The organism is Hymenobacter nitidus (assembly GCF_020447315.1).
Lineage (GTDB): Bacteria > Bacteroidota > Bacteroidia > Cytophagales > Hymenobacteraceae > Hymenobacter > Hymenobacter nitidus.
Genome location: NZ_JAJADQ010000005.1, coordinates 75,259 through 93,810, shown reverse-complemented (window position 1 = coordinate 93,810; position 18,552 = coordinate 75,259). Strand labels below are relative to the sequence as shown.

Below are 18,552 nucleotides of genomic sequence, written 5' to 3'. Positions count from 1 at the left end.
GTGAATAGATGATAGCCGATGGCTAATGGTTGCTCAACACCCAGGGCGAAGGCATAAAAAAAGGGCCTGCCGTTGGGCAGGCCCTTTCTGAAGCCGCGCAGGCTATTCGGTAATCACGACATCCATATTGAAATTCGTGCCCTCGTTTTTGCCGAGCAACTCCCGGTAGCGCTTGGCCGTTTCCTCGGACTGCTTCTGCCCGTTTACCACCATTCCCGACGCGTTCAGCTGCACTTGGTATGAGCGGGCATTGGCATCGATAAGGCCGTCTTTGCGCAGTTGGTCGCCCAGGGCCACCGAGTTGAATTTCACGTTGCGGGGTGCCCGTGGCACCCGGGGCGGAGCCGGCGGCGTAGGCCCCAGCGGCGCCAGGCTAGTGCGCGGGGCGCGGGGTGCACGGGGTACGGCCGGGGGCGAGGGAGGCGTAGAACCGTATTTAGTGCTGCTCGAATTGCTGGAATAAATTCGGTTGACGTTGCCGCCCGCGTTGCTGAACAACACCGAGCTGCTGGCACTCAGGGCGCGGCCAGTGCCTTCCTCGAACAGCTTGCGGTATTTCGCCTGCACTGCTTCCGGCTGCTTCTGCCCGTCAACGATCATCTCGTTGGCCTTGAGCACAAACTGAAAGTATTTCCGGTCTTTGATCAGGTTGTCCTTCACCAGCTCATCCACAATACCTTCCTCTACCTTGCGGTTGTGCTCGTCCTGGATGGCGCGCTCCTTGTCACGCTCGGCCCGGAGCCGGTCGCGCTCTACCTGGGCCCGCTCCCGTTCGAGCTGCTGCCGCTCGCGCTCTGCCTGAGCCCGTTCCCGGTCGGCCTGGCCGGCTTCCAGCTCGCGGCTGCGGGCTTCTTCCTGCCGGGCGCGCAGCTCCTCGCGCTTCTCACGCAGACGGTCCAGCTCCTCCCTGATTTTTTCGCGGGCTTCCGAATCGGTTTCGTTGCGCTCCGCTTCCCGCAAGGAACGCTCGGCGTCGAGCAGGGCTTTGGCGGCTACCTTGTCGGTATTGCTGATAACGGCGCCTTTCCCGGTCCGCACCTCAACGCGGCTGCCGTCGGTAAACACCTGGGCCAGGGCCAGACTGCGCTGGATGGCATCTTCATTACGGCTCAGATCCTGCTCCAAACGACGCATTGAGCTGCGTAGCTCTTCCTGGTCGCGGGCCGACATGCCGTAGTTACGGGTGTCGTAGTCGAAGTTGAAGTTCGACCTGGAGCTGGAGCGGCTGCGGCTGGCGCGGCTGCCAGGAGCCAGCCGGATGATTTCGGTGCTGTTGGCCTTGGCCTTTTGCTTGCTGCCTTCCTCCATCTCAATGCGCTGCCCATCGACGTACAGTTCCGTAACCCGGCCTTTCTTATCGCGCTTCACGACCACCGTACCGCCGTCTTTGCCGCGGCGCAGGGTTTCGCCCTCGTTGGCGTCGCGCACAATCACCGTGTGCTTATCGTCTTTCGACTTGTTCTTACGCTTCTTCTTGTCGTCATCGTCGTCGCCAAAAGCGGCGGGCGGTGGCGGGGCCGGCAACTCAGAAGGAGCCAGTTCGGGCAGGGTACCGAGCTGCAGTGCGTGCAAGCTGTTAGCCCAGATGCTGTTTTCGGGCCCGAATACGGCGCCCACTAGCTCCTTGGCCTTGTCGGGCCAGGGCCGCGGGTTAGCCATCGATACCACGGTGGTCAGGCCAATCAGCGCCATTCCACCGATTACGACCAGAGCGGCCATAAAGCCTTCGGAGAAGGTAGGCGCAGCGCGGCGCTGTACTAGCCGCCGGATGCGGCCCATCAACGAGCCATCGGGTCCAACGGCTGACAAAGCCAGCTGAGGCGTAGGATACACGTTCTGTCCCATTTCGGCCAGGGCGGCCAGGGCCTTGGCCAGCGTCAGCGGGTCGCCGCAGATGGCGGTAGCCTCGTCGTCGCAGCAGTTTTCGCGCTCGGTGCGCAGGCAGGCCGTAATAAACCACACGGCCGGATGGTAGAAGAACAGGATTTCGGCCATCGACTGCAGAATGTTCATCAGGTAGTCGCGGCGGGCAATATGGGCCAGTTCGTGGGCCAGAATGGCTTCCAGCTGTGCCTGACTCAACCCCAACACAGTGCCCAGCGGCAGCAGAATCACGGGCTTGAGGTGGCCCGCCACTAGCGGGGCCTTCACCAGCGCCGACTCCAGCAGGGTCACGGTGCGCTTGAGGCCGGCGCGGTCGGCCAGTACCTTAAACCGCTCGTTCCACTGCTCCGATAACGGCTCGACGCGGTAGTGGCGCAGACGCTGCACATACGCCAGGCCGCCGAGCATGCGTAGCGTCATGGCCAGCAGCCCCAGAAACCAGGCGGCCACAATCAGGGGCAAATGCTGGTCGAAGTACTGCCGGCCGGTTTCGAGCAGGGAAACCGACTGCTCGGCTACCAGCGCCGACGTAGCCGCGGCTGTTTCCGGCAGGTTGAGCGTCGTGGGCTGGTCAGCGGCAGCACTGGCGGCGGGAATGGCAGCCGGAGCGGCGGCCGTGCGGGCCAGGGCCACGGCGTAGTGGCGGCCAAACGTGGCCAGCGCCAGCCCGAGCATGGTTATCAGGGCCAGGCCGGCCACGTTATAGCGCACCTGAGCCGAGTGCCGGCGCAGCACCAGCAACAGCCCCACCAACGCCAAGCCTACGACGGCACCCTGCCAGAGGGAATGCACAATGGTCCAGCCCACGGCCCGGACGAGCTCCGGCGACAGTACGTTCTCAAGCCAGTTCATCGGGGCCTCCTTTCTCAGTTTCGGGTTTGTCCTGTTCGATTTCGTTCAGCAGCGTCCGAATCTGGCGCAGCTCCTCTTTCGAGGTGCGGCGGTTGCCCAGGGCCTGCATCACCAGCTTCATAGCCGAGCCCCCGAAGGCAGCCTCCACAAATCGGTCGAGCAGCATGCCCTGGGTTTCTTCCTGCCGCACGGCGGCGCGGTACACGTGGGTACGGCTGTCGTCGTCGCGCAGCACCAGGCCCTTGTCGAGCATAAGTTGCAGCAGCTTCAGAGTGGTGGTGTAGCCTACTTCGCGCTTCTGGCTCAGCTCGTCGTTCACGAACCGGACGGTGCAGGGGCCGTGCTGCCAGAGCACCTGCAGGATTTCAAGTTCCGATTCGGTGGGTTTAGGAAGGGGTACCTTACTCATAACGGGGGTGCTTTTCTTGATACGAACTACTTCGTACATCAAACATATACGAAGTAAATCGTAGAAGCAAATTTTACCTACGATTTATTTCGTACAACTAGCTACACAACAGAAAAACCAGCCCCCGGGCTGGTTTTTGGAAGTCGGCAAAAAACACGGCTACGGCTGCTCCTTGGCCCGCTTGCGCTTCAGCGTTACGCGGGCCCGGTGGCAGATGCCGCCCAGCGGCGGGTTGAACTTCGACACCGAAACCTTCACTGACTTCACGTGCGGAAACTCCTGCATCACGCGGTCCATCACCCGGTAGCCGACGTGCTCCAGCAACCGGGCCGGGGCGCGCATCTCCTCGGCCACCACCCGGTAGAGCACCTCGTAGTTCACCGTGGCATCGAGCTTGTCGGAGGTGCCGGCCGCGTGCAGGTTGGTGTCGATGTAGAGGTCAACGCCGTACTTGTTGCCGATTTTCTGCTCTTCATCATAGAAACCGTGAAACGCAAAAAACTCCATTCCTTCCAGTGCAATCTGGCCCATGCGGTGAATTTGTGAGGTGGTAAACTTGTGAGGTGGTTATTCCTAAAGCAGGAGTACACCAGAACAGACAAAGCCTGCCCCGAGAGGCAGGCTTCGATAGTAATTGGCTACAATATCTGCGAAACCCGCAGAATTCGCAGGAATCCGTGGTTTAGATTTCGTCGAAGAACGACTTTTCAGCGGCTGCCATACCCGGGTGGGTAGAGGGCGAAGGCTGCACGATTTCGGGCCGGTCGGGGCCAATGGGCTGGATGTCGGGGGCCGTGGGCTCGATGCGCGGACCGCTGGGCTCGGGCACGCGCGAGGGCTCAGGGTTATAGATGCGCGAAGGATCGACGTGGCCGGGGTTTTCGTGCGGCGTCCGCATGGGCTCGATATCGGGGCCGGGGGTTTGGGCCGGGGCGCCGGGGTCGGGCTGCTGGCCGGGCTTGGGGTTGTAGCTGCCGGGCTGCGGCCCAATAGGGCGGGCCGAGGGCTCGTCGCGCAGGGCTACACCGCCCACAGTGGCAGCAGTGGCGCCCGCTACGGCGGCTACGGAAGAAGTGGAAGCAGAGCCTACGTACATGGCAGTGTCGGTTTCAGGTGAGGAATCGGGTCTGCTCACCTTTACGCTTGCCGCCCGCGAAAGGATGGCTGCCGCCTCGGTTTTCGGCCGGGCTTTCACTTTCTCCACTTTATCGAGGGCATCGTTGGCCAGGCGCTGCAGGTCGCGTACGAGGCTTTCCATCTGGGCTTCCAGGCGCTGGCACTCCTGGCCCAGCCCGTTCACCTCGGTTTTCATCTCGGCCACCGTTTTCTCGGCCTGCTTGTAGGCGTCGTTTACCACGTGGTGGGCTTTCTGGCGGGCGTCGGCCAGCAGCTGCTCGGCCTTGAGCTGGGCTTCGCGCACCCGCAGCTCGGCGTCGCGCTGGGCCTGCTCAGTGATGCTGTTGCCGGTATCCTCGGCCGTCTTCAAGGTGCGGTACAGCGAGGTTTCCACCTCCCGCATCTTGCTTACTTCCTGGGTGGCGTGCTCCAGCTTGAGGCGCAGCTCGCGGTTTTCGTCGCCCATCCGCTCCCACTGCTGCGACAAGGTCACCAGGAAGGCTTCTACTTCTTCTTTGTTGAGGCCCCGGAAAGCTTTTTCAAAGGTCTTCTGCCGGATATCGAGGGCGGTAATTTTCATAAGGCATTGGGGGCGACGTGCAGCTCCCACACGGCAAGACTTCGGTCGTCGCTACACGAAACTAGCCGTTTCCGCGGTCCGGACCAAAATAACTTGTTCACCGAAGTGCCGTGGCCGGCGTGCCGGGCCTTGTCGAGCACGCGCAGCAGCCGGAAGCTTTCGGCCTCCCAGAGCTTGATGGATTTGTCCATGCTGCAGGTGGCAAAAAACTGCCCGTCGGGGCTATAGGCGAGGTGGTTGATGGCAAACAGATGGGCAATGATGCTTTGCTGCTCCCGGTAGCCCTCGGCCACGTTCCAGATGCGCAGGTGGGCATCGCGCCCGGCCGAGAGCAGCTGCCGGCCGTCGGGCGAGTAGGCGGCCGTAAAGACCGAATTGGTCGAGCCTTCGAGCGTGAATTTTACTTGTAAAGAAGCGGCGTCCAGCACCCGAATCAGCTGGTCGCTGCCCCCCACGACCAGCTCACCGCGCTCCTCGTGCAGGGCCAGGCAGCGCAGACTCTTGTCGGAGAGGCGCACGAGGTGGAGCAGGCGAAAATCCTGGCTGTGCAGCACGGCCAGCGTCCCATCGGCCATAGCCACGTAAATGCGCTGCTGCGCTTCTAAGTACGCAATGTCGAAGATGGCCACCGGCGGCAGCGCGGTGGCGTGCACCAGCTTTTTCTGGCCCAAGTCGATTACCTGCAACCCCTGAAAGTTGTGGCCGATCAGCAGCAGGTGGCGCCCCGGCAGGTAGCGCAGGGCATACACCGAGTTTTCGACCCGGGCCACCAGCTCTCCATCCTGCTCGGGCGCGTCGCTGTTCCAGGCCACCACAAACCCATCGGCGCCCGCCGAGTAAAACACCGAATCCGTGGCCGAGCCGGTGAGGGCGTACACGCAGTCGTGGTGGCCGCTGAGGGTGGCAAGCTTCTGAACCTCCGGACGAAAAAGCAGCGGCATGGCGTTGGATTAGGATGCAGGGCAAAAATACGCCAGTTTTGATGAGGAAGGCCTGTTTTCGACTCGCAGTCCGCATCTGGCTCTTGTCAGTGGCTGCGCTACTTATATTTGCCGGCCCCCAAGTCCGGCGCGGCCTTCGTCCCGTATCTTTTCTCATGCCGCTTCACACCGTTACGCCGCTTTCCGAACACGCCCTGCTGGGCCTGTGGCAGCTGACGGAGCAGCCCGCCGACTTGCTGAAGCAGGTGCCGCGGGCCGAGCTGTATAGCCAGTTGCAGCCCGCCACCCGCGACGAAAACCGCACCCTGCAGTGGCTGGCGGGCCGGGTGCTGGCTCACGCCCTGCTGGCCCAGGTGAATCCGGAAGCACGAGCCGTGCTGCGCAACGACGAAAACGGCCGCCCTTTCTTTGAGCAGCTGCCCGATTACGCGGTTTCCCTGTCTCATTCCGGGCAGTGGCTGGCCGCTATTGTCGCCACCCAAGGGCGCGTTGGCACAGATATTGAACTGATACGCACCAAAGCGCAACAGTTGGCCAGCAGGTTTTTATCGAAAGACGAGCTGGCCGACACCGGTGACGACGTAGCGAAACACAGTCTCTATTGGAGTGCCAAAGAGACGCTCTATAAGCTGCATAGTCGCCGGGGCCTGGTGTTCAAAGAGCAAATTCGGCTCAACCCGTTTGAGCTGCGGAAGGCAGGTGTATTGACGGGGCACCTGCTGCTAGAAAACTTCCGCAGCCAACACCAGATTCATTACCAGCGCCTCGCGGCCGACTACGTCCTCACGTACTGCGTGGAGGACGTCGTGGTGCCTCCCTCCTTCAGCCCCTACTCCCCCGTATGACCTTTCGCCGAATTTCGCTTATTGCCGCCATGGCCCTGGTTTTCTCCGCCCTTGCCGTGGGCGTGGCCCGCGCCCAGGATGGCCGCACGGTCAGTGACTTCAGCCTGAAAAGCCCTTCCAACGCCACGGTTACGCTCAGCAGCTACGCCAAAAACAAGGCCGTGGTCGTGGTGTTCGTCAACCCGAACTGTGCTTTTTCCAAGCTGTACCAGAGCCGCCTGAATGCGTTGAATTCGGCCTATAGCGGCCGGGGTGTGCAGTTTCTTTTTATCAACACGCCCATTAACCTGGAAGCCACGGCCGACGCCACGGACGCCGAGAAGCTGAAGGTGAAAACGACCGGGGGCGATGAATATCCTTACCTGACCGACGAAACGCAGAAGGTCAGCGCGCTGCTGGGTGCTACCAAAACGCCGGAAGCCGTGGTGCTGGAGCCCTCGGGCACAGGTTTCGTGGTTCGCTACAAGGGTGCCATCGACGATAACGCCCAGGTGGAAGCCTACGCCAAGGAGAAGTACCTGGCCCAGGCCCTGGACAACGTGCTGGCCGGCCGGCCCGTGGGAGTTGCCGAGCGGCGCGCTGCCGGCTGCCTGATTAAAAAGCCCTAGTTCTTCCTCTGCTAGTGACAGACAACTCTCTTTTACCAGAAAGCCCTTTCCTACTTGCGTAGGAAAGGGCTTTTCATTTAAGGGCACTCAGTACATTTCAGAGGACAGATGGCCGCCGCTTAATGCGCGGAATGTCATATTTCCTCGCAAGGACACGTGGTTGATAGACTACTCCTCGTCTCCTTCTTCGGTGGCGCTGGCTTCGGTGTCGGTCACTTCGCCGCTTTCGTCGGTGAGGATAGCCAGCAGCTTGCTGACTTCGGCGGCTTTGGCCGGTTCCTGCATCTTTTCGAAGCTGAACACGAGGTTGCGCAGGGCCCGGCGCACGATGTCGAGGTGTGAGCAGGGCTCGAAAAAGATGTCATTGGACGAGAGGTTGAGCTGGGCGACATAGTGCTCAATGTCGGTGCGCGACAGGATGAGGCCGCGGTTGTAGCAGTTGATGTAGAAGGCGGGCACCGTACGGTCTTCGGGTCGGTAGGTCAGCACAAACAGGTTGGGCAGGTTTACGCCGAAAATGGGCAGGTTCAGCCGCTGAGCTACCAGCAGATAAATCACGCACAGCGTCAGCGGGTTGCCCCGGCGCGTTTCCAGCACTAGGTGCAACATGGAATTAGCCGGCGAGTGGAAGTTCTGGGTGTTAGCCGCAAATTTATGAGCCCGAAACAGCACGTGGTTCAGCACCTGAATCTGGTCGGCGGGGTGCATTTCCGGGCGCAGCAGCGTCCAGACCTCGAAGCGCAGCTGCTCGATGGCGCGGTTCAGGGCCTGCAGGTCGGCGTCGGGATACTGGTAGGAGTTGAGCAGCCACATACCCTCAATCAGGTTTTCGCCGCCCGAGTCGCGCCACACGCGCAGGCGCTGCTGCAGGCCGTCGAACTGCAGGTTGTGAATCAAATCCTCGAGTCGCTGCTGCTGCTGCGGGTCGAGGGTTTCTTCCCAGGATTCTTCTAAAAACGGAATAATACTTTCCCCCAGGGTCTGAATACGGTCCTGAATCTGCGGAGCAATTTCCGGATCATCCAGCAGGGAGATAAGCGCCTTAATTTCTTTGTTGGTCATGAGCGAATAGCAGGCGGCCCACAACAGGCCGCCGAAATGCGGGAAAGGGCAAATAAAAGCAACCGACACGGCATCCGCACGGCGGTTGCCCGGGATTAACATATGCGCCGGGGCATATTGTTCAATTCCGTAGGAAGGTACTACACGCGCAGTACGCCAGCCACGGGGCGAATGGTTGTGCTGATCCACATAGGACGGCTCCCGCAACGCCTCTGTCAGTAGCTTCGCACAAGGAAAGAGGCCGGTCCGCACCTTGGGGCGGGCGGCCCCACAGCTATACGGCGGCCTTGCGTCCAGGGGCAGGGCCGACTTGCGGGCGGCGGCCAGTCGGTTTGGGGAGCCTTCTGCTAACGTCCTGCCGCGCACCAGCTGGCTTACTTCGGCTGGGCGTTGCGTAGGCGTATCACTACGAAGCCCTCGTTTTTGCTGTTGCGCCCCCCGCTCACCACATCTCCCAGGCCCAGCCGCGGGTCGACGATGCTGTTGACCAGCACCCGGTTGTGGTCCAGCAGCACCGTTATCCGCTCACCGCGGCTGCCCGACAGAAAGCCGGGACTGGTCGTGAACGTCAGAGCCTGCGCACTCACGAAAGCGGACTGCCACTCCAGCCGGGCGCCGATTTCCTGGATAATAGCCAGGATTTCGGCCCGGCTCAGGGCAGTAGACACCACCACAAACCGGAGCCGCCGGTATTGAATAGAGAGTAGCAGTAGCGCCGGTAGACCCAAAAGGCCCGTTATCCAGCCCAGAGCCGGGTCGAAAACCGGGTGACCCTTCACCAGCGCATGCCCCACCATAAACAGCGGCGCCCCGATAGCAAAGGCGGCAAACGCTCCGGCGCTGGCGTAGTGCCAAAAGGCGTCGGCGCCCCGCAGCTGCAGCCGGGCGGCCTGCAGCGCCTCCCGGATTTCGTCCTCAGACATGGCTGGTATCGATAGGGTGCTAGTAAAGTATCGTGTCAGCCTCATCATACTTGCCTCGATAAGAATTACACCAGGTCGAGGCCGTCGGACAGGACTTTCACGCCGGCTTGCTGCCAGGCTTTGAGCAGCGCCGTAAGCTGGTCGCGCTGCTCCCGGGAATCGACCAGGAAGCGGTAGACCACGGGTTCGGGCTGATTTTTCACGTGCACGGTCAGCGTGTTGCCGCTGCCGTCGTGGGCCCCGGTCTTAGGTTTGCCCTGCCCGCGGTAGCCGCTGAAGAACGACTCGATGCGGGCCACGGCGGCTACCGGCTGCTCCAGCACCGGGCCGCTGATGGTGTCGGGGGCAAGCACCACGTGGCCGGCGGTGGTATGCAGTTCTACGCCCAGCAGCGGGACCAGCATAAACACGACTATCGACAGGAAGGCCGCCGGAAACGCCCAGGAAAAGCCCTGCTGCCACAATTCGGCCCAGCGCCCGGACTGCCCGCGGGTGAGATACTGCCCCAGAAAGCACCCGGCAGCCACCAGCCCCGACAGGAGCATGACCACGGACAGGAGGCGGTAGGCGGGCACAGTGCCGGCCTGAATGCGGAGGGTGAGGGCGGGGGGCATGGAGCTGCTCATGTTACGGGGGAGGCAGATTTTTCCGGGGCGCGCAGCAGGCTGCGTTGCTGGGCCAGCACTTTTTTATCGTAGCGCCGGCGCCAGATCTTGTACCAGTGCCGGTTGCGGGGGTAGCTGCGGGTGGCCGTCATGTTATTGACCACCAACGCCACCAACAGCAGAATAATCACGCCCGTGAGCACCGGCATGAGCACGTACCAGTAGCCCAAGGCCTTAAGTTGGGCCGAGCCGATGGTGGCTACTAGGGCGGTAGCGCCGCCGGGCGGGTGTAGCGTTTTGGTTATCTGCATCACCACGATGCTCACCGACACGGCCAGGGCCGCGGCCAGCCACACCTCCTGCCCCAGCAGCCGCTGCATCGTGACGCCCACCAGGGCTCCGAGCACATGGCCGCCAATGAGGTTGCGCGGCTGAGCCAGCGGGGAATTGATGTGGCCGTAGAGCAAGACCGACGTAGCCCCAAACGAGCCGATCATCCACAGCGTATCGGTGCGCTCCAGCACGTAGCTGTTCAGCAGGCCAATGAGGCTGATACCAACGAAGGAGCCCAGAAACGTCCAGATATGCTCCTTGTAGTCAAACAGCGTCTCTTCGTACACAATGACCTTTACCCGACGGGCATGGCGGCGCAATCTTCTTCGCATCATCTGACGTTGGGCGTAGCCAACGGTTGTTCTTCAGGGGCAAAGGTAGGGCACCACCGCTGAAATCGGCTTCTAGCTCCGTGCTACCAGCGGCTTGGAAGCTAGTACAGCGTGTTGCTGCCCAAAACGAAAGCGGCCCGCCTGCAACAGGAATTGTAGGCGGGCCGGGGTACATTCGTCAGCAAAACTTACTTCGCCGCTACGTACTCGACTGTAACAGTGCTACGGATATAAGAAAGTAGAATAAGCCCGACCACGAGCAGCAGTGCTCTGTTCAAGTAGAACTCCGCGCTGAAAGACGAGAAACCATCGAGCATTTCATTCAGAAGACGGCCGGCCAAACTCAATGCCGGACCAGCTACGCAAGAAATAATCAACCACCATTTTAGGTTTGCCAAGGCATATTTGTGCTTGGTCGCTACCAGAAATAACAGTGCCGCCATCCATACCAGCCGAACGCTGATAAGTATAGCAAAGCCTGTCGCCAGGGCATAGCCAGAGAGTAGCAACCCACTAACCAGCGCTGCTACTAGTACCCAGTAGACACCAGCATTATGGAAGACTGTTTTTTGCATTACGATTTGTTCTGTCTCATACGTTCGCAGTCGCTTGGCTGTGCCGAGTAACCACTACGCCAGAGCGGCTGTGCCGCGAGGGTCCCGCGCCGGTCGGTTGTTATGCTGGCGCGTTGCAATTCGCAGCAGAGCTGATCAAGCATAAGTGTCACTCGACACAGCCGAGCGACGGCGGGAAATCATCATTTAGCATATCCGCTCAGCATATCACCAGGGCTTTGCACGATTCTGCCGCTGGGAAATGCTTCCAGAAATTGGCGGCCTAGGCTTTCATCACGAAACTTCACCAGCGTGAAGGAGCTATCAAAGGCTACTATTTCGATTTCAGAAGCTGCTAGCTGAAACGCTTCTGGCTCAGTCCAAATCCGTCGATTACCGTCAGCGTAAGGAACTTCGTCAGGTGGTATAGCTGGCACATCGCCAGCTATACCACAGAAAACGCCCCATACCACTTGTATTTCCTGCCCGGTAAAGGCCCCATATAAGGTTTTACCAGGTAATACACTGTAATGATAATATGGTTCTGAATCGTCTGATGGTTGCCAGGACTCAATCAGCGGCGAATCCGAGCCCCAACATTGCAGTCCGGTAACCAGCCAGTTCAGCTTTTCTACTTGCTGCCGAATTGGTGGCAGAACTTCGCTCAAGTAGGTTTGGTAACCTGCTTCTAAGATGATGGTCATCACACCTGAATCACGCCCACATTGTATGCCTTCTCAATCGGCGCGTGATTGGCCATGCTGATACCTTCCGAAATGACCTTGCGGGTTTCTAGTGGGTCGATAATGGCATCGACCCAGAGGCGGGCTGCCGCGTAGTAAGGCGAGAGTTGCTCGTCGTAGCGGGCCTTGATGCGGTCCAGCAGCTCCTTTTCGGCTTCGGGCGTGATTTCCTCGCCTTTAGCTTTGAGCGAGGCTACCTGAATCTGGAGCAGGGTGTTGGCGGCGGCGGCTCCGCTCATCACGGCCAGCTGGGCCGTGGGCCAGGCCACGATGAGGCGGGGGTCGTAGGCCTTGCCGCACATAGCGTAGTTGCCGGCCCCGTAGCTGTTGCCGATGATAACCGAGAACTTGGGCACCACCGAGTTAGCCATGGCATTCACCATCTTGGCTCCGTCCTTGATGATGCCGCCGTGCTCACTCTGGGAGCCCACCATGAAGCCCGACACGTCGTGCAGGAATACCAGCGGAATCTTCTTCTGGTTGCAGTTCATGATAAAGCGCGCGGCTTTGTCGGCCGAGTCGGAGTAGATAACACCGCCCATCTGCATGGCGCCCTTTTTGGTCTTTACGATTTTGCGCTGGTTGGCCACGATGCCCACGGCCCAGCCATCAATACGGGCCAGGCCGCAGATGAGCGTCTGGCCGTAGAGGTCCTTGTAGGGCTCAAACTCCGAGTTGTCGACCAGCCGCTCAATGATGTCCATCATGTCGTAGGGCTTCACCCGGTCGGATGGCAACAAGCCCAGGATTTCCTTCTCGTCCTTGGCCGGGGCTACGGCTGGCTTGCGCGAGAAGCCGGCCGTGGCCTGCCCGCCGAGCTTGTCGAAAATATTGCGGATGTGCTCCAGGCACTCCTCGTCGGTGGCAAACTTGTAGTCCGTGACGCCCGAAATTTCGGAGTGGGTGGTAGCGCCGCCCAGCGTCTCGTTGTCGATGGTTTCGCCGATGGCCGACTTCACCAGGTAGGAGCCCGCCAGAAACACCGAGCCCGTGCCGTCCACAATCATGGCCTCGTCACTCATAATGGGCAGATAAGCGCCGCCAGCTACGCAGGGGCCCATAATGGCGGCCAGCTGCACGATGCCCATGCTGCTCATCACGGCGTTGTTGCGGAAGATGCGGCCGAAGTGCTCCTTATCGGGAAAGATTTCGTCCTGCATCGGCAGATACACGCCGGCCGAGTCGACGAGGTAGATGATGGGCAGCTTGTTTTCGATGCTGATTTCCTGGGCCCGCAGGTTTTTCTTGGCCGTAATCGGGAACCACGCACCGGCCTTCACCGTGGCGTCGTTGGCTACAATCACGCACTGCCGGCCCTGTACCCAGCCGATAACGACGACCACACCGCCGCCGGGGCAGCCTCCCTCCTCCTTGTACATGCCTTCCCCGGCAAACGCGCCAATTTCAACGGTCGATGAATCCTTGTCAATCAGGTACTCTATCCGCTCCCGGGCCGTGAGCTTGCCTTTGGCCTTGTGGGCGGCAATGCGCTTTTCGCCGCCGCCGAGCTGCACCTTTTTCAGGCGCTGGGAGAGTTGAAAGCTGAGCTGCTTAATGCTGTCTTCGTTTTTGTTGAATTCCAGGTTCATCGGGAGGGTGGGGTGGGGAGGGGAATGGAGTAGTTGGGAAGTTCTATCATCTTGAGCAGGGCTCAGGATGATAGGGCCATTGCTGGCCGATAGAGGAAACAAAAAATCCGCCCTTGCGGGGCGGATTCAAAGGTAATAGTTTCTGTAGTACGGCTCAGCGGGGTTATTTCACCGTCGAGTCGTTGGCCCCGATGGGCGGCGTGGTTTCGACCTTTTTCTCCTCCACCTTAATTTCGCCGTCGGCCTTCTGGGTGGTTTCCTTCTTGGTCTTGTCCTTGCCCCCGCCCCCAAACACCGAGAAGTGCACGTAGCGCTTGGGGTTGGCTTTCAAATCCTTCAGCAGGGCATCAGAGCTTTTGGCCGTAGAGTTCAGGTTGTTGTAGAGCAGCGTGTCGTTGATGAGCTTGCCCAACGAGCCTTTCTGGTCGGTCAGGGCCTTGTTTACGCCGGTCATGGCAGTCTGGGCTTCGGTCATGGTGGCGTTCAGCTTGCGCATGGCCGGGCCCACCGGGGCGCTTTTCAGCGAGTCGCTGAGCTGGGCGAAGTTGACGGCAATCCGGTCGAACTTCTTGCTGGTCTTGTTCAGCTCGGCCGTGAGTTGGGCCATGTTGGTGGTAATCTGGTTGATGTTGCGCTGATTCATAATCAGCAGGTTTTTCAGCGCCTCGGTGCTGCCCTGGGCGTTGAGCAGCGTGGCCTGCAGGCTCACCCGGGCTTCTTTGCTCAGGAAGCTGTTCACCTTGATCAGGGTCGAGTCGACGGTGCCGAGCACGGGCAGAGCCTTGGCCTGGAAGGCGTCGGTGATGCTGGCCACAGTGTAGGACTTGAGCTCCTCGCCGCCGTCGAAAATCTTGGAGTTCTTGCCCAGAAACAGGGTAATAGTCTTGCTGCCCAGCAACGAGCCCGAGAGGCTGGCCACGGTGGAGTCGCCGACGGTGATGCCCTTCTGCAGCTCCAACGACACGCGGATGCGGTTACGCTCCTCGGGTAGCAGCTCCATGTTTTTCACCTGGCCTACTTTCACGCCGTTCAGAATCACGGGGTTGCCCACGGTAAGGCCGTCCACGTTGTCGTACTTGGCGAAATAGGTCCGGTCCGACGACAGCAGGTTGCTGCCCTTCAGGAAGTTAAACCCAATGTATAAGGCGGCCAGGGCCACAATGCCCAGCAGGGCTACTTTTAGTTCTTTTGACACGCGGCGTCAGGGCTTGAGTGTGTAGAGGGGGCAGACAATAAACGCTAGCTCACAAAGGGATGGATGGAAGCCGGTTTACTCTCCGTTCATGGCTTCCAGTTCGTTCTTATAATCCCGGAAAGCCCGGTAGATACCCGAGGCCATATACGACTGCCCCGATTTATCGTTGAGATACTGCTCTTCCGAGCGGTTGGTCAGAAAGCCGGCCTCAATCAGGACCGAGGGCATGGTCGACTTCCAGAGCACCAGAAAGCCCGCCTGCTTCACGCCGCGGGAGTGACGCCCCACCGTGGTCCGAAACTGCCGGTCGACCTTCTGGGCCAGGCGCAGGCTGTTCACCATGTGGGCGCTTTGGTAGAGCGAAAACAGGATGTGGCTTTGCGGAGAAGTGGGGTCGAAGCCGCTGTAGCGTTCTTTGTAGTTGTCTTCCTGCAGAATTACGGCGTTTTCACGCTTGGCCACCGATAGGTTGGCGTCGGTCTTGTGTGGCCCCATCGTCCAGACCTCCGTGCCGTAGGCGCTGGGCGCACTGGCGTTGCAATGCACACTGATGAAAAGGTCGGCCCCATGCTTGTTAGCAATGCCGGCCCGGTCGGCCAGCTCCACAAACACGTCGGTTTTGCGGGTATACACCACCTTTACGTCGGGCAGGTTTTCCTCAATGAGCCGGCCCACCTCCAGAATGATTTTCAGCGACACGTCGGCCTCCCGGGCTTTTACGCCGGTGCAGCCACGGTCTTTCCCGCCGTGGCCGGCATCGAGGACCACGGTGCGCAAATGATACTTCTGGGGCGGCAGACCGGGAGTACCCGGCGCTACGGCTCCCGACGAGCCAGAAAGAAAAACCAGGCCCGCCAGGCAAAGAGCGACAATATTCCGCACGGAGTTCGTTAGTTGGGGCAGCTACCCGTTACCTTTGCAAACAGCCACAAAATAAACGATAAAAACCACGTGGCCCTGTCTACGCTGTCTATCCTGCCTACATTCCGTTCCCGTGCCCGTGCGTGGCACCCCTTTCTGGTGGTGGCCCTGCTCTGGCTCGGCAGTAGCACGTTGGCCTGGAGCCAGGGCGTGCCCCGGACCGCCACGCCCAGGGCCGTACCGCGTTTAAACCCCAACGGGAACCGTATTACCGATGCGCGGTCCGATACCACGCGCCGCACCGGCCTGCTGGCAGGCGCCGACAGCCTGGCCTCCGGCGACTCTCTACGGGTGTCGGCCCGGCCCAAAGGCGACATTGAAACCACCATTAAATATTCTGCCACCGACTCGATTCGGTTTGAAGTGCAGAACAAAGTAGCCCGCCTCTATAACAAGTCGCTCATCGACTACGGCGACATGAACCTGAAGGCCGCCCAGATTACGGTGGACTACAGCAAAAACCTGCTCACGGCCGAGGGTGCCGCCGATACCACCGGCAAAGTGGTGGGTCGGCCCGTGTTTGCCGACGGCGGTGGCACTTATACGGCCGGGCGCATCAACTACAACTTCAAAACCAAGCGCGGCAAGATTGCTGAGGCCGTGACCCAGCAGGGCGAAGGCTACGTGCACGCCGAAACCATCAAGAAAAACGAGCTGAACGAAATATTCGGCCGCAACGGGCGCTACACCACCTGCAACCTGGAGCACCCGCACTTCTTCATCAATGCCACCAAGATGAAGGTGATTCCGCGGGAAAAGGTCGTGACCGGGCCGTTCAACCTCGTTATCGGCGACATTCCCACGCCGCTGGGCTTTTTGTTCGGCTACTTCCCTACTCCGGGCAAAAGCCGGGCCTCGGGTCTGATTTTCCCCTCGTTTGGTCAGACCTCCGACCGGGGCTTTGCCCTGCGCAACGGCGGCTACTACTGGGTGGTGAACGACAACATCGGCGTGCGCATGACCGGGGACGTGTACTCGGGCGTGGCCGACCAGTGGGGCGGCTTTGCGGCTACGGCCGAAATGCAGTACCTGAAGCGCTACGCCTACAACGGCCTACTGAACTTCAGCTACTCCCAGCGCCCTCCCGACCAGATTCTACGCTCCCCTACCGTCAACACCGACCGGGAGTACCGCAAGCCTCGCTCCCCGCGCACGTTCTGGCTGAGCTGGAGCCACTCGCCGGTGCCGCGGCCCGGCGGCGGCCGGTTTTCGGCCAGCGTGCAGGCCGGCAGCAACGACTATAACCAGCAGAACAGCTTCGACCAGCGCCGCTACCTCACGCCCGCCTTTAGCTCCAACGTGAGCTACCAGAAGCAGATCCGCAACTCGCCCGTCAACTACGCGCTGCAGTTCAGCCAAAGCCAGAACACGGCCACCGGCACTATGGACTTCACCCTACCCGACGTGACGGTGGGCGTGGCGCGGCAGTACCCCTACGAACTGCTGGGCCTCGCGCCCCGGGGCCGCTTCTACGAGCAGTTTTCCGTGGCCTATACCTTTACGGGCCAGAACCGGCTGAGCAACTCGGTGCCGGCCCGCACGCTGGGCAGTGGGATTCCGCTGCTGGGTGGCACCAGCGAAGCCAGCACCTTGCCGGTCAGCTTTTCCAACCTGCGGCCGCTGTTCCGCAATGCCCAGACCGGCGTGCAGCACCAGTTCCAGATTGCGCTGGGCAGCTACACCCTACTCAAACACCTGAACGTGTCGCCTTCCATCAACTACGGGGAAGTATGGTACGGCAAGCGCCTCGACTATTCCTACAACAGCGTGGCTCAGGCCGTGCGCATCGACACGGTGCGCGGCTTCAACCGCCTGAACAACTGGTCGGGCGGGGTGAACGTGGGTACCAACATCTACGGCACGCTGGTGCGCAAAGGCACCCGCAAGATTCAGGCTATCCGCCACAAACTCACGCCCAGCGTCAACTTCAGCTACGCGCCCGACTACACCCAGCGCAGCGACCGGTACTTTGTCAATCAGCAGTTCGGCAACCTGACCAACAGCGAGGGCCAGCGCTACAACCAGCTCGACCCTTCCACGGGCCGCCTCCTGAACCCGGTCAGCTTCTCGCGCTACAATGGTTCCCTCTACGGCAACCCGGGCGGAACGGAGACTAGGCAGATCAGCTTCAACCTGCAAAACCAGGTGGAAATGAAGGTGCGCAACGACAACGACACAACCGGCACTACGCCCTTCGAGAAAGTCAGTCTGATTGAGGGCCTGGATTTCAACACCAGCTACAACTTCGCAGCCGACTCGTTACGCCTGCAGCCGCTCGGGGCCGTGTTTCGCACCCAGATTGCCCGCAAACTGAGCGTCATCGTCAACTCCAGCTTCGACTTTTACCAGCGCGACTCCACGGGCCGCCGGCTGGACAAATTTCTGCTCGACCAGCCGCGCCGTCGGCTGGCTCGTCTGGTCAGCGCCGACCTCTCGCTGAACTACCAGTTCAACCCGGCGCAGGGGAAGAAAAAGTCGACGGTGCCCCGCAACCTGCCGCCTACCAACGACCCCACGCTGGGCACGCCCAACCGCGTGAATCCTTACGAGGACTACGTGGACTTCGAGATTCCGTGGGAACTGGCAGCCAGCTTCACTACCCGCTACGACGACCCCGGTCCGCTGCCCACCCGCGGCACCGTGCTGCGCCGCCAGGCCATCAGCTCGGCCTCCTTTACGGCCAGCGGCTCGGTGAAGCTGACCAGCAACTTCCGCTTTGGCTACAACGCCAGCTACGACTTCATCAGCAAGCAGGTGGTAGCCCCGTCCCTGGATTTCTACCGCGACCTGCACTGCTGGCAGATAACCGGCAACTGGCGCCCCTTCGGCCTGACCCGGGGCTACTTCGTGACCATTGCCGCCAAGTCGTCGCTGCTCCAGGATTTGAAGCTGAACCGCAACCGCTCGTTCATGAACCGCTAAGCCGGGCCACTTTGCCCCGCCGCCGCCGTCCGGTATTCACCCCGAATACCGGGCGACGGCGCCGTTTTACGGGGCTGATGGTGGCAGGGAGATACCACCGGTGGCGGGCACTGCCGGGGGCCGCCAGGCAGCCGGTAG

The 18,552-nt window shown here is 60.7% G+C and carries 17 protein-coding genes; 3 read left to right on the top strand and 14 right to left on the bottom strand.

Going from position 1 to position 18,552, the window contains the following annotated elements:
* Positions 1-102: 102 nt before the first annotated feature.
* The 5 genes from LGH70_RS10990 to LGH70_RS10970 all read right to left on the bottom strand — a co-directional run bounded on the left by LGH70_RS10990 (position 103) and on the right by LGH70_RS10970 (position 5,782).
* Positions 103-2,736: a M56 family metallopeptidase gene (locus LGH70_RS10990; RefSeq protein WP_226185493.1), complete on the bottom strand. Its 2,634-nt coding sequence runs from the start codon at positions 2,734-2,736 to the stop codon at positions 103-105.
* Positions 2,723-3,145 (bottom strand): BlaI/MecI/CopY family transcriptional regulator, encoded by a 423-nt coding sequence (locus LGH70_RS10985; RefSeq protein ID WP_226185492.1) that lies wholly within the window; start codon positions 3,143-3,145, stop codon positions 2,723-2,725. The genes LGH70_RS10990 and LGH70_RS10985 overlap by 14 nt, the downstream gene beginning before the upstream one ends.
* Positions 3,146-3,304: 159 nt before the next feature.
* Positions 3,305-3,676, bottom strand: coding sequence for a dihydroneopterin aldolase (gene folB, locus LGH70_RS10980; RefSeq protein ID WP_226185490.1), 372 nt, complete (start codon positions 3,674-3,676; stop codon positions 3,305-3,307).
* A gap of 151 nt (positions 3,677-3,827) precedes the next feature.
* Positions 3,828-4,841 carry a DivIVA domain-containing protein gene (locus LGH70_RS10975; RefSeq protein WP_226185481.1) on the bottom strand — a complete coding sequence of 338 codons (1,014 nt, stop codon included), beginning with the start codon at positions 4,839-4,841 and terminating at the stop codon, positions 3,828-3,830.
* Positions 4,838-5,782, bottom strand: a complete 945-nt coding sequence (locus LGH70_RS10970; RefSeq protein WP_226185479.1) for a WD40 repeat domain-containing protein — start codon at positions 5,780-5,782, stop codon at positions 4,838-4,840. Before LGH70_RS10970 ends, LGH70_RS10975 begins: the two co-directional genes overlap by 4 nt.
* A 155-nt stretch (positions 5,783-5,937) precedes the next feature.
* Between LGH70_RS10970 and LGH70_RS10965 the strand changes: the two genes are divergently transcribed.
* A complete protein-coding gene (locus LGH70_RS10965) occupies positions 5,938-6,627 on the top strand; it encodes a 4'-phosphopantetheinyl transferase superfamily protein (RefSeq protein ID WP_226185476.1) in 690 nt (229 codons plus the stop codon).
* The gene (locus tag LGH70_RS10960; RefSeq protein ID WP_226185471.1) at positions 6,624-7,235 is read left to right on the top strand and encodes a redoxin domain-containing protein; all 612 of its coding nucleotides are present in this window, start codon (positions 6,624-6,626) and stop codon (positions 7,233-7,235) included. The genes LGH70_RS10965 and LGH70_RS10960 overlap by 4 nt, the downstream gene beginning before the upstream one ends.
* Positions 7,236-7,403: 168 nt before the next feature.
* Here LGH70_RS10960 and LGH70_RS10955 read toward each other — a convergent pair whose 3' ends face one another.
* The 9 genes from LGH70_RS10955 to LGH70_RS10915 form a co-directional block, all read right to left on the bottom strand.
* Positions 7,404-8,297, bottom strand: coding sequence for a transglutaminase-like domain-containing protein (locus LGH70_RS10955; RefSeq protein WP_226185466.1), 894 nt, complete (start codon positions 8,295-8,297; stop codon positions 7,404-7,406).
* Between the two features lie 374 nt (positions 8,298-8,671).
* Complete coding sequence (locus tag LGH70_RS10950; RefSeq protein WP_226185464.1) at positions 8,672-9,220, bottom strand: hypothetical protein; 549 nt, start codon at positions 9,218-9,220, stop codon at positions 8,672-8,674.
* 65 nt (positions 9,221-9,285) lie between these two features.
* Entirely contained in the window at positions 9,286-9,834 is a 549-nt protein-coding gene (locus tag LGH70_RS10945; RefSeq protein ID WP_226185463.1) for a hypothetical protein, read from the bottom strand.
* Positions 9,835-9,842: 8 nt separating this feature from the next.
* Positions 9,843-10,493 carry an HPP family protein gene (locus LGH70_RS10940; RefSeq protein ID WP_226185461.1) on the bottom strand — a complete coding sequence of 217 codons (651 nt, stop codon included), beginning with the start codon at positions 10,491-10,493 and terminating at the stop codon, positions 9,843-9,845.
* Between the two features lie 185 nt (positions 10,494-10,678).
* A complete protein-coding gene (locus LGH70_RS10935) occupies positions 10,679-11,065 on the bottom strand; it encodes a hypothetical protein (protein WP_226185459.1) in 387 nt (128 codons plus the stop codon).
* A 182-nt stretch (positions 11,066-11,247) separates the two neighbouring features.
* Positions 11,248-11,748, bottom strand: a complete 501-nt coding sequence (locus LGH70_RS10930) for a hypothetical protein (RefSeq protein ID WP_226185457.1) — start codon at positions 11,746-11,748, stop codon at positions 11,248-11,250.
* Complete coding sequence (locus LGH70_RS10925) at positions 11,748-13,376, bottom strand: acyl-CoA carboxylase subunit beta (protein ID WP_226185456.1); 1,629 nt, start codon at positions 13,374-13,376, stop codon at positions 11,748-11,750. Before LGH70_RS10925 ends, LGH70_RS10930 begins: the two co-directional genes overlap by 1 nt.
* A 163-nt stretch (positions 13,377-13,539) precedes the next feature.
* A complete protein-coding gene (locus LGH70_RS10920) occupies positions 13,540-14,571 on the bottom strand; it encodes an MlaD family protein (protein WP_226185454.1) in 1,032 nt (343 codons plus the stop codon).
* Positions 14,572-14,646: 75 nt separating this feature from the next.
* A complete protein-coding gene (locus LGH70_RS10915; RefSeq protein WP_226185444.1) occupies positions 14,647-15,453 on the bottom strand; it encodes an N-acetylmuramoyl-L-alanine amidase family protein in 807 nt (268 codons plus the stop codon).
* Between the two features lie 69 nt (positions 15,454-15,522).
* Between LGH70_RS10915 and LGH70_RS10910 the strand changes: the two genes are divergently transcribed.
* Positions 15,523-18,414, top strand: a complete 2,892-nt coding sequence (locus tag LGH70_RS10910; protein ID WP_226185443.1) for a putative LPS assembly protein LptD — start codon at positions 15,523-15,525, stop codon at positions 18,412-18,414.
* The last annotated feature ends 138 nt before the right edge of the window (positions 18,415-18,552 follow it).

What these genes read in the sequence shown, in the direction of transcription:
- LGH70_RS10975 (WP_226185481.1), bottom strand. Translation starts at nt 4,841, where the DNA reads ATGAAAATTACCGCCCTCGATATCCGGCAGAAGACCTTTGAAAAAGCT.
- LGH70_RS10960 (WP_226185471.1), top strand. Translation starts at nt 6,624, where the DNA reads ATGACCTTTCGCCGAATTTCGCTTATTGCCGCCATGGCCCTGGTTTTC.
- LGH70_RS10955 (WP_226185466.1), bottom strand. Translation starts at nt 8,297, where the DNA reads ATGACCAACAAAGAAATTAAGGCGCTTATCTCCCTGCTGGATGATCCG.
- folB (WP_226185490.1), bottom strand. Translation starts at nt 3,676, where the DNA reads ATGGGCCAGATTGCACTGGAAGGAATGGAGTTTTTTGCGTTTCACGGT.
- LGH70_RS10990 (WP_226185493.1), bottom strand. Translation starts at nt 2,736, where the DNA reads ATGAACTGGCTTGAGAACGTACTGTCGCCGGAGCTCGTCCGGGCCGTG.
- LGH70_RS10985 (WP_226185492.1), bottom strand. Translation starts at nt 3,145, where the DNA reads ATGAGTAAGGTACCCCTTCCTAAACCCACCGAATCGGAACTTGAAATC.
- LGH70_RS10925 (WP_226185456.1), bottom strand. Translation starts at nt 13,376, where the DNA reads ATGAACCTGGAATTCAACAAAAACGAAGACAGCATTAAGCAGCTCAGC.
- LGH70_RS10945 (WP_226185463.1), bottom strand. Translation starts at nt 9,834, where the DNA reads ATGCCCCCCGCCCTCACCCTCCGCATTCAGGCCGGCACTGTGCCCGCC.
- LGH70_RS10965 (WP_226185476.1), top strand. Translation starts at nt 5,938, where the DNA reads ATGCCGCTTCACACCGTTACGCCGCTTTCCGAACACGCCCTGCTGGGC.
- LGH70_RS10930 (WP_226185457.1), bottom strand. Translation starts at nt 11,748, where the DNA reads ATGACCATCATCTTAGAAGCAGGTTACCAAACCTACTTGAGCGAAGTT.
- LGH70_RS10940 (WP_226185461.1), bottom strand. Translation starts at nt 10,493, where the DNA reads ATGATGCGAAGAAGATTGCGCCGCCATGCCCGTCGGGTAAAGGTCATT.
- LGH70_RS10970 (WP_226185479.1), bottom strand. Translation starts at nt 5,782, where the DNA reads ATGCCGCTGCTTTTTCGTCCGGAGGTTCAGAAGCTTGCCACCCTCAGC.
- LGH70_RS10935 (WP_226185459.1), bottom strand. Translation starts at nt 11,065, where the DNA reads ATGCAAAAAACAGTCTTCCATAATGCTGGTGTCTACTGGGTACTAGTA.
- LGH70_RS10950 (WP_226185464.1), bottom strand. Translation starts at nt 9,220, where the DNA reads ATGTCTGAGGACGAAATCCGGGAGGCGCTGCAGGCCGCCCGGCTGCAG.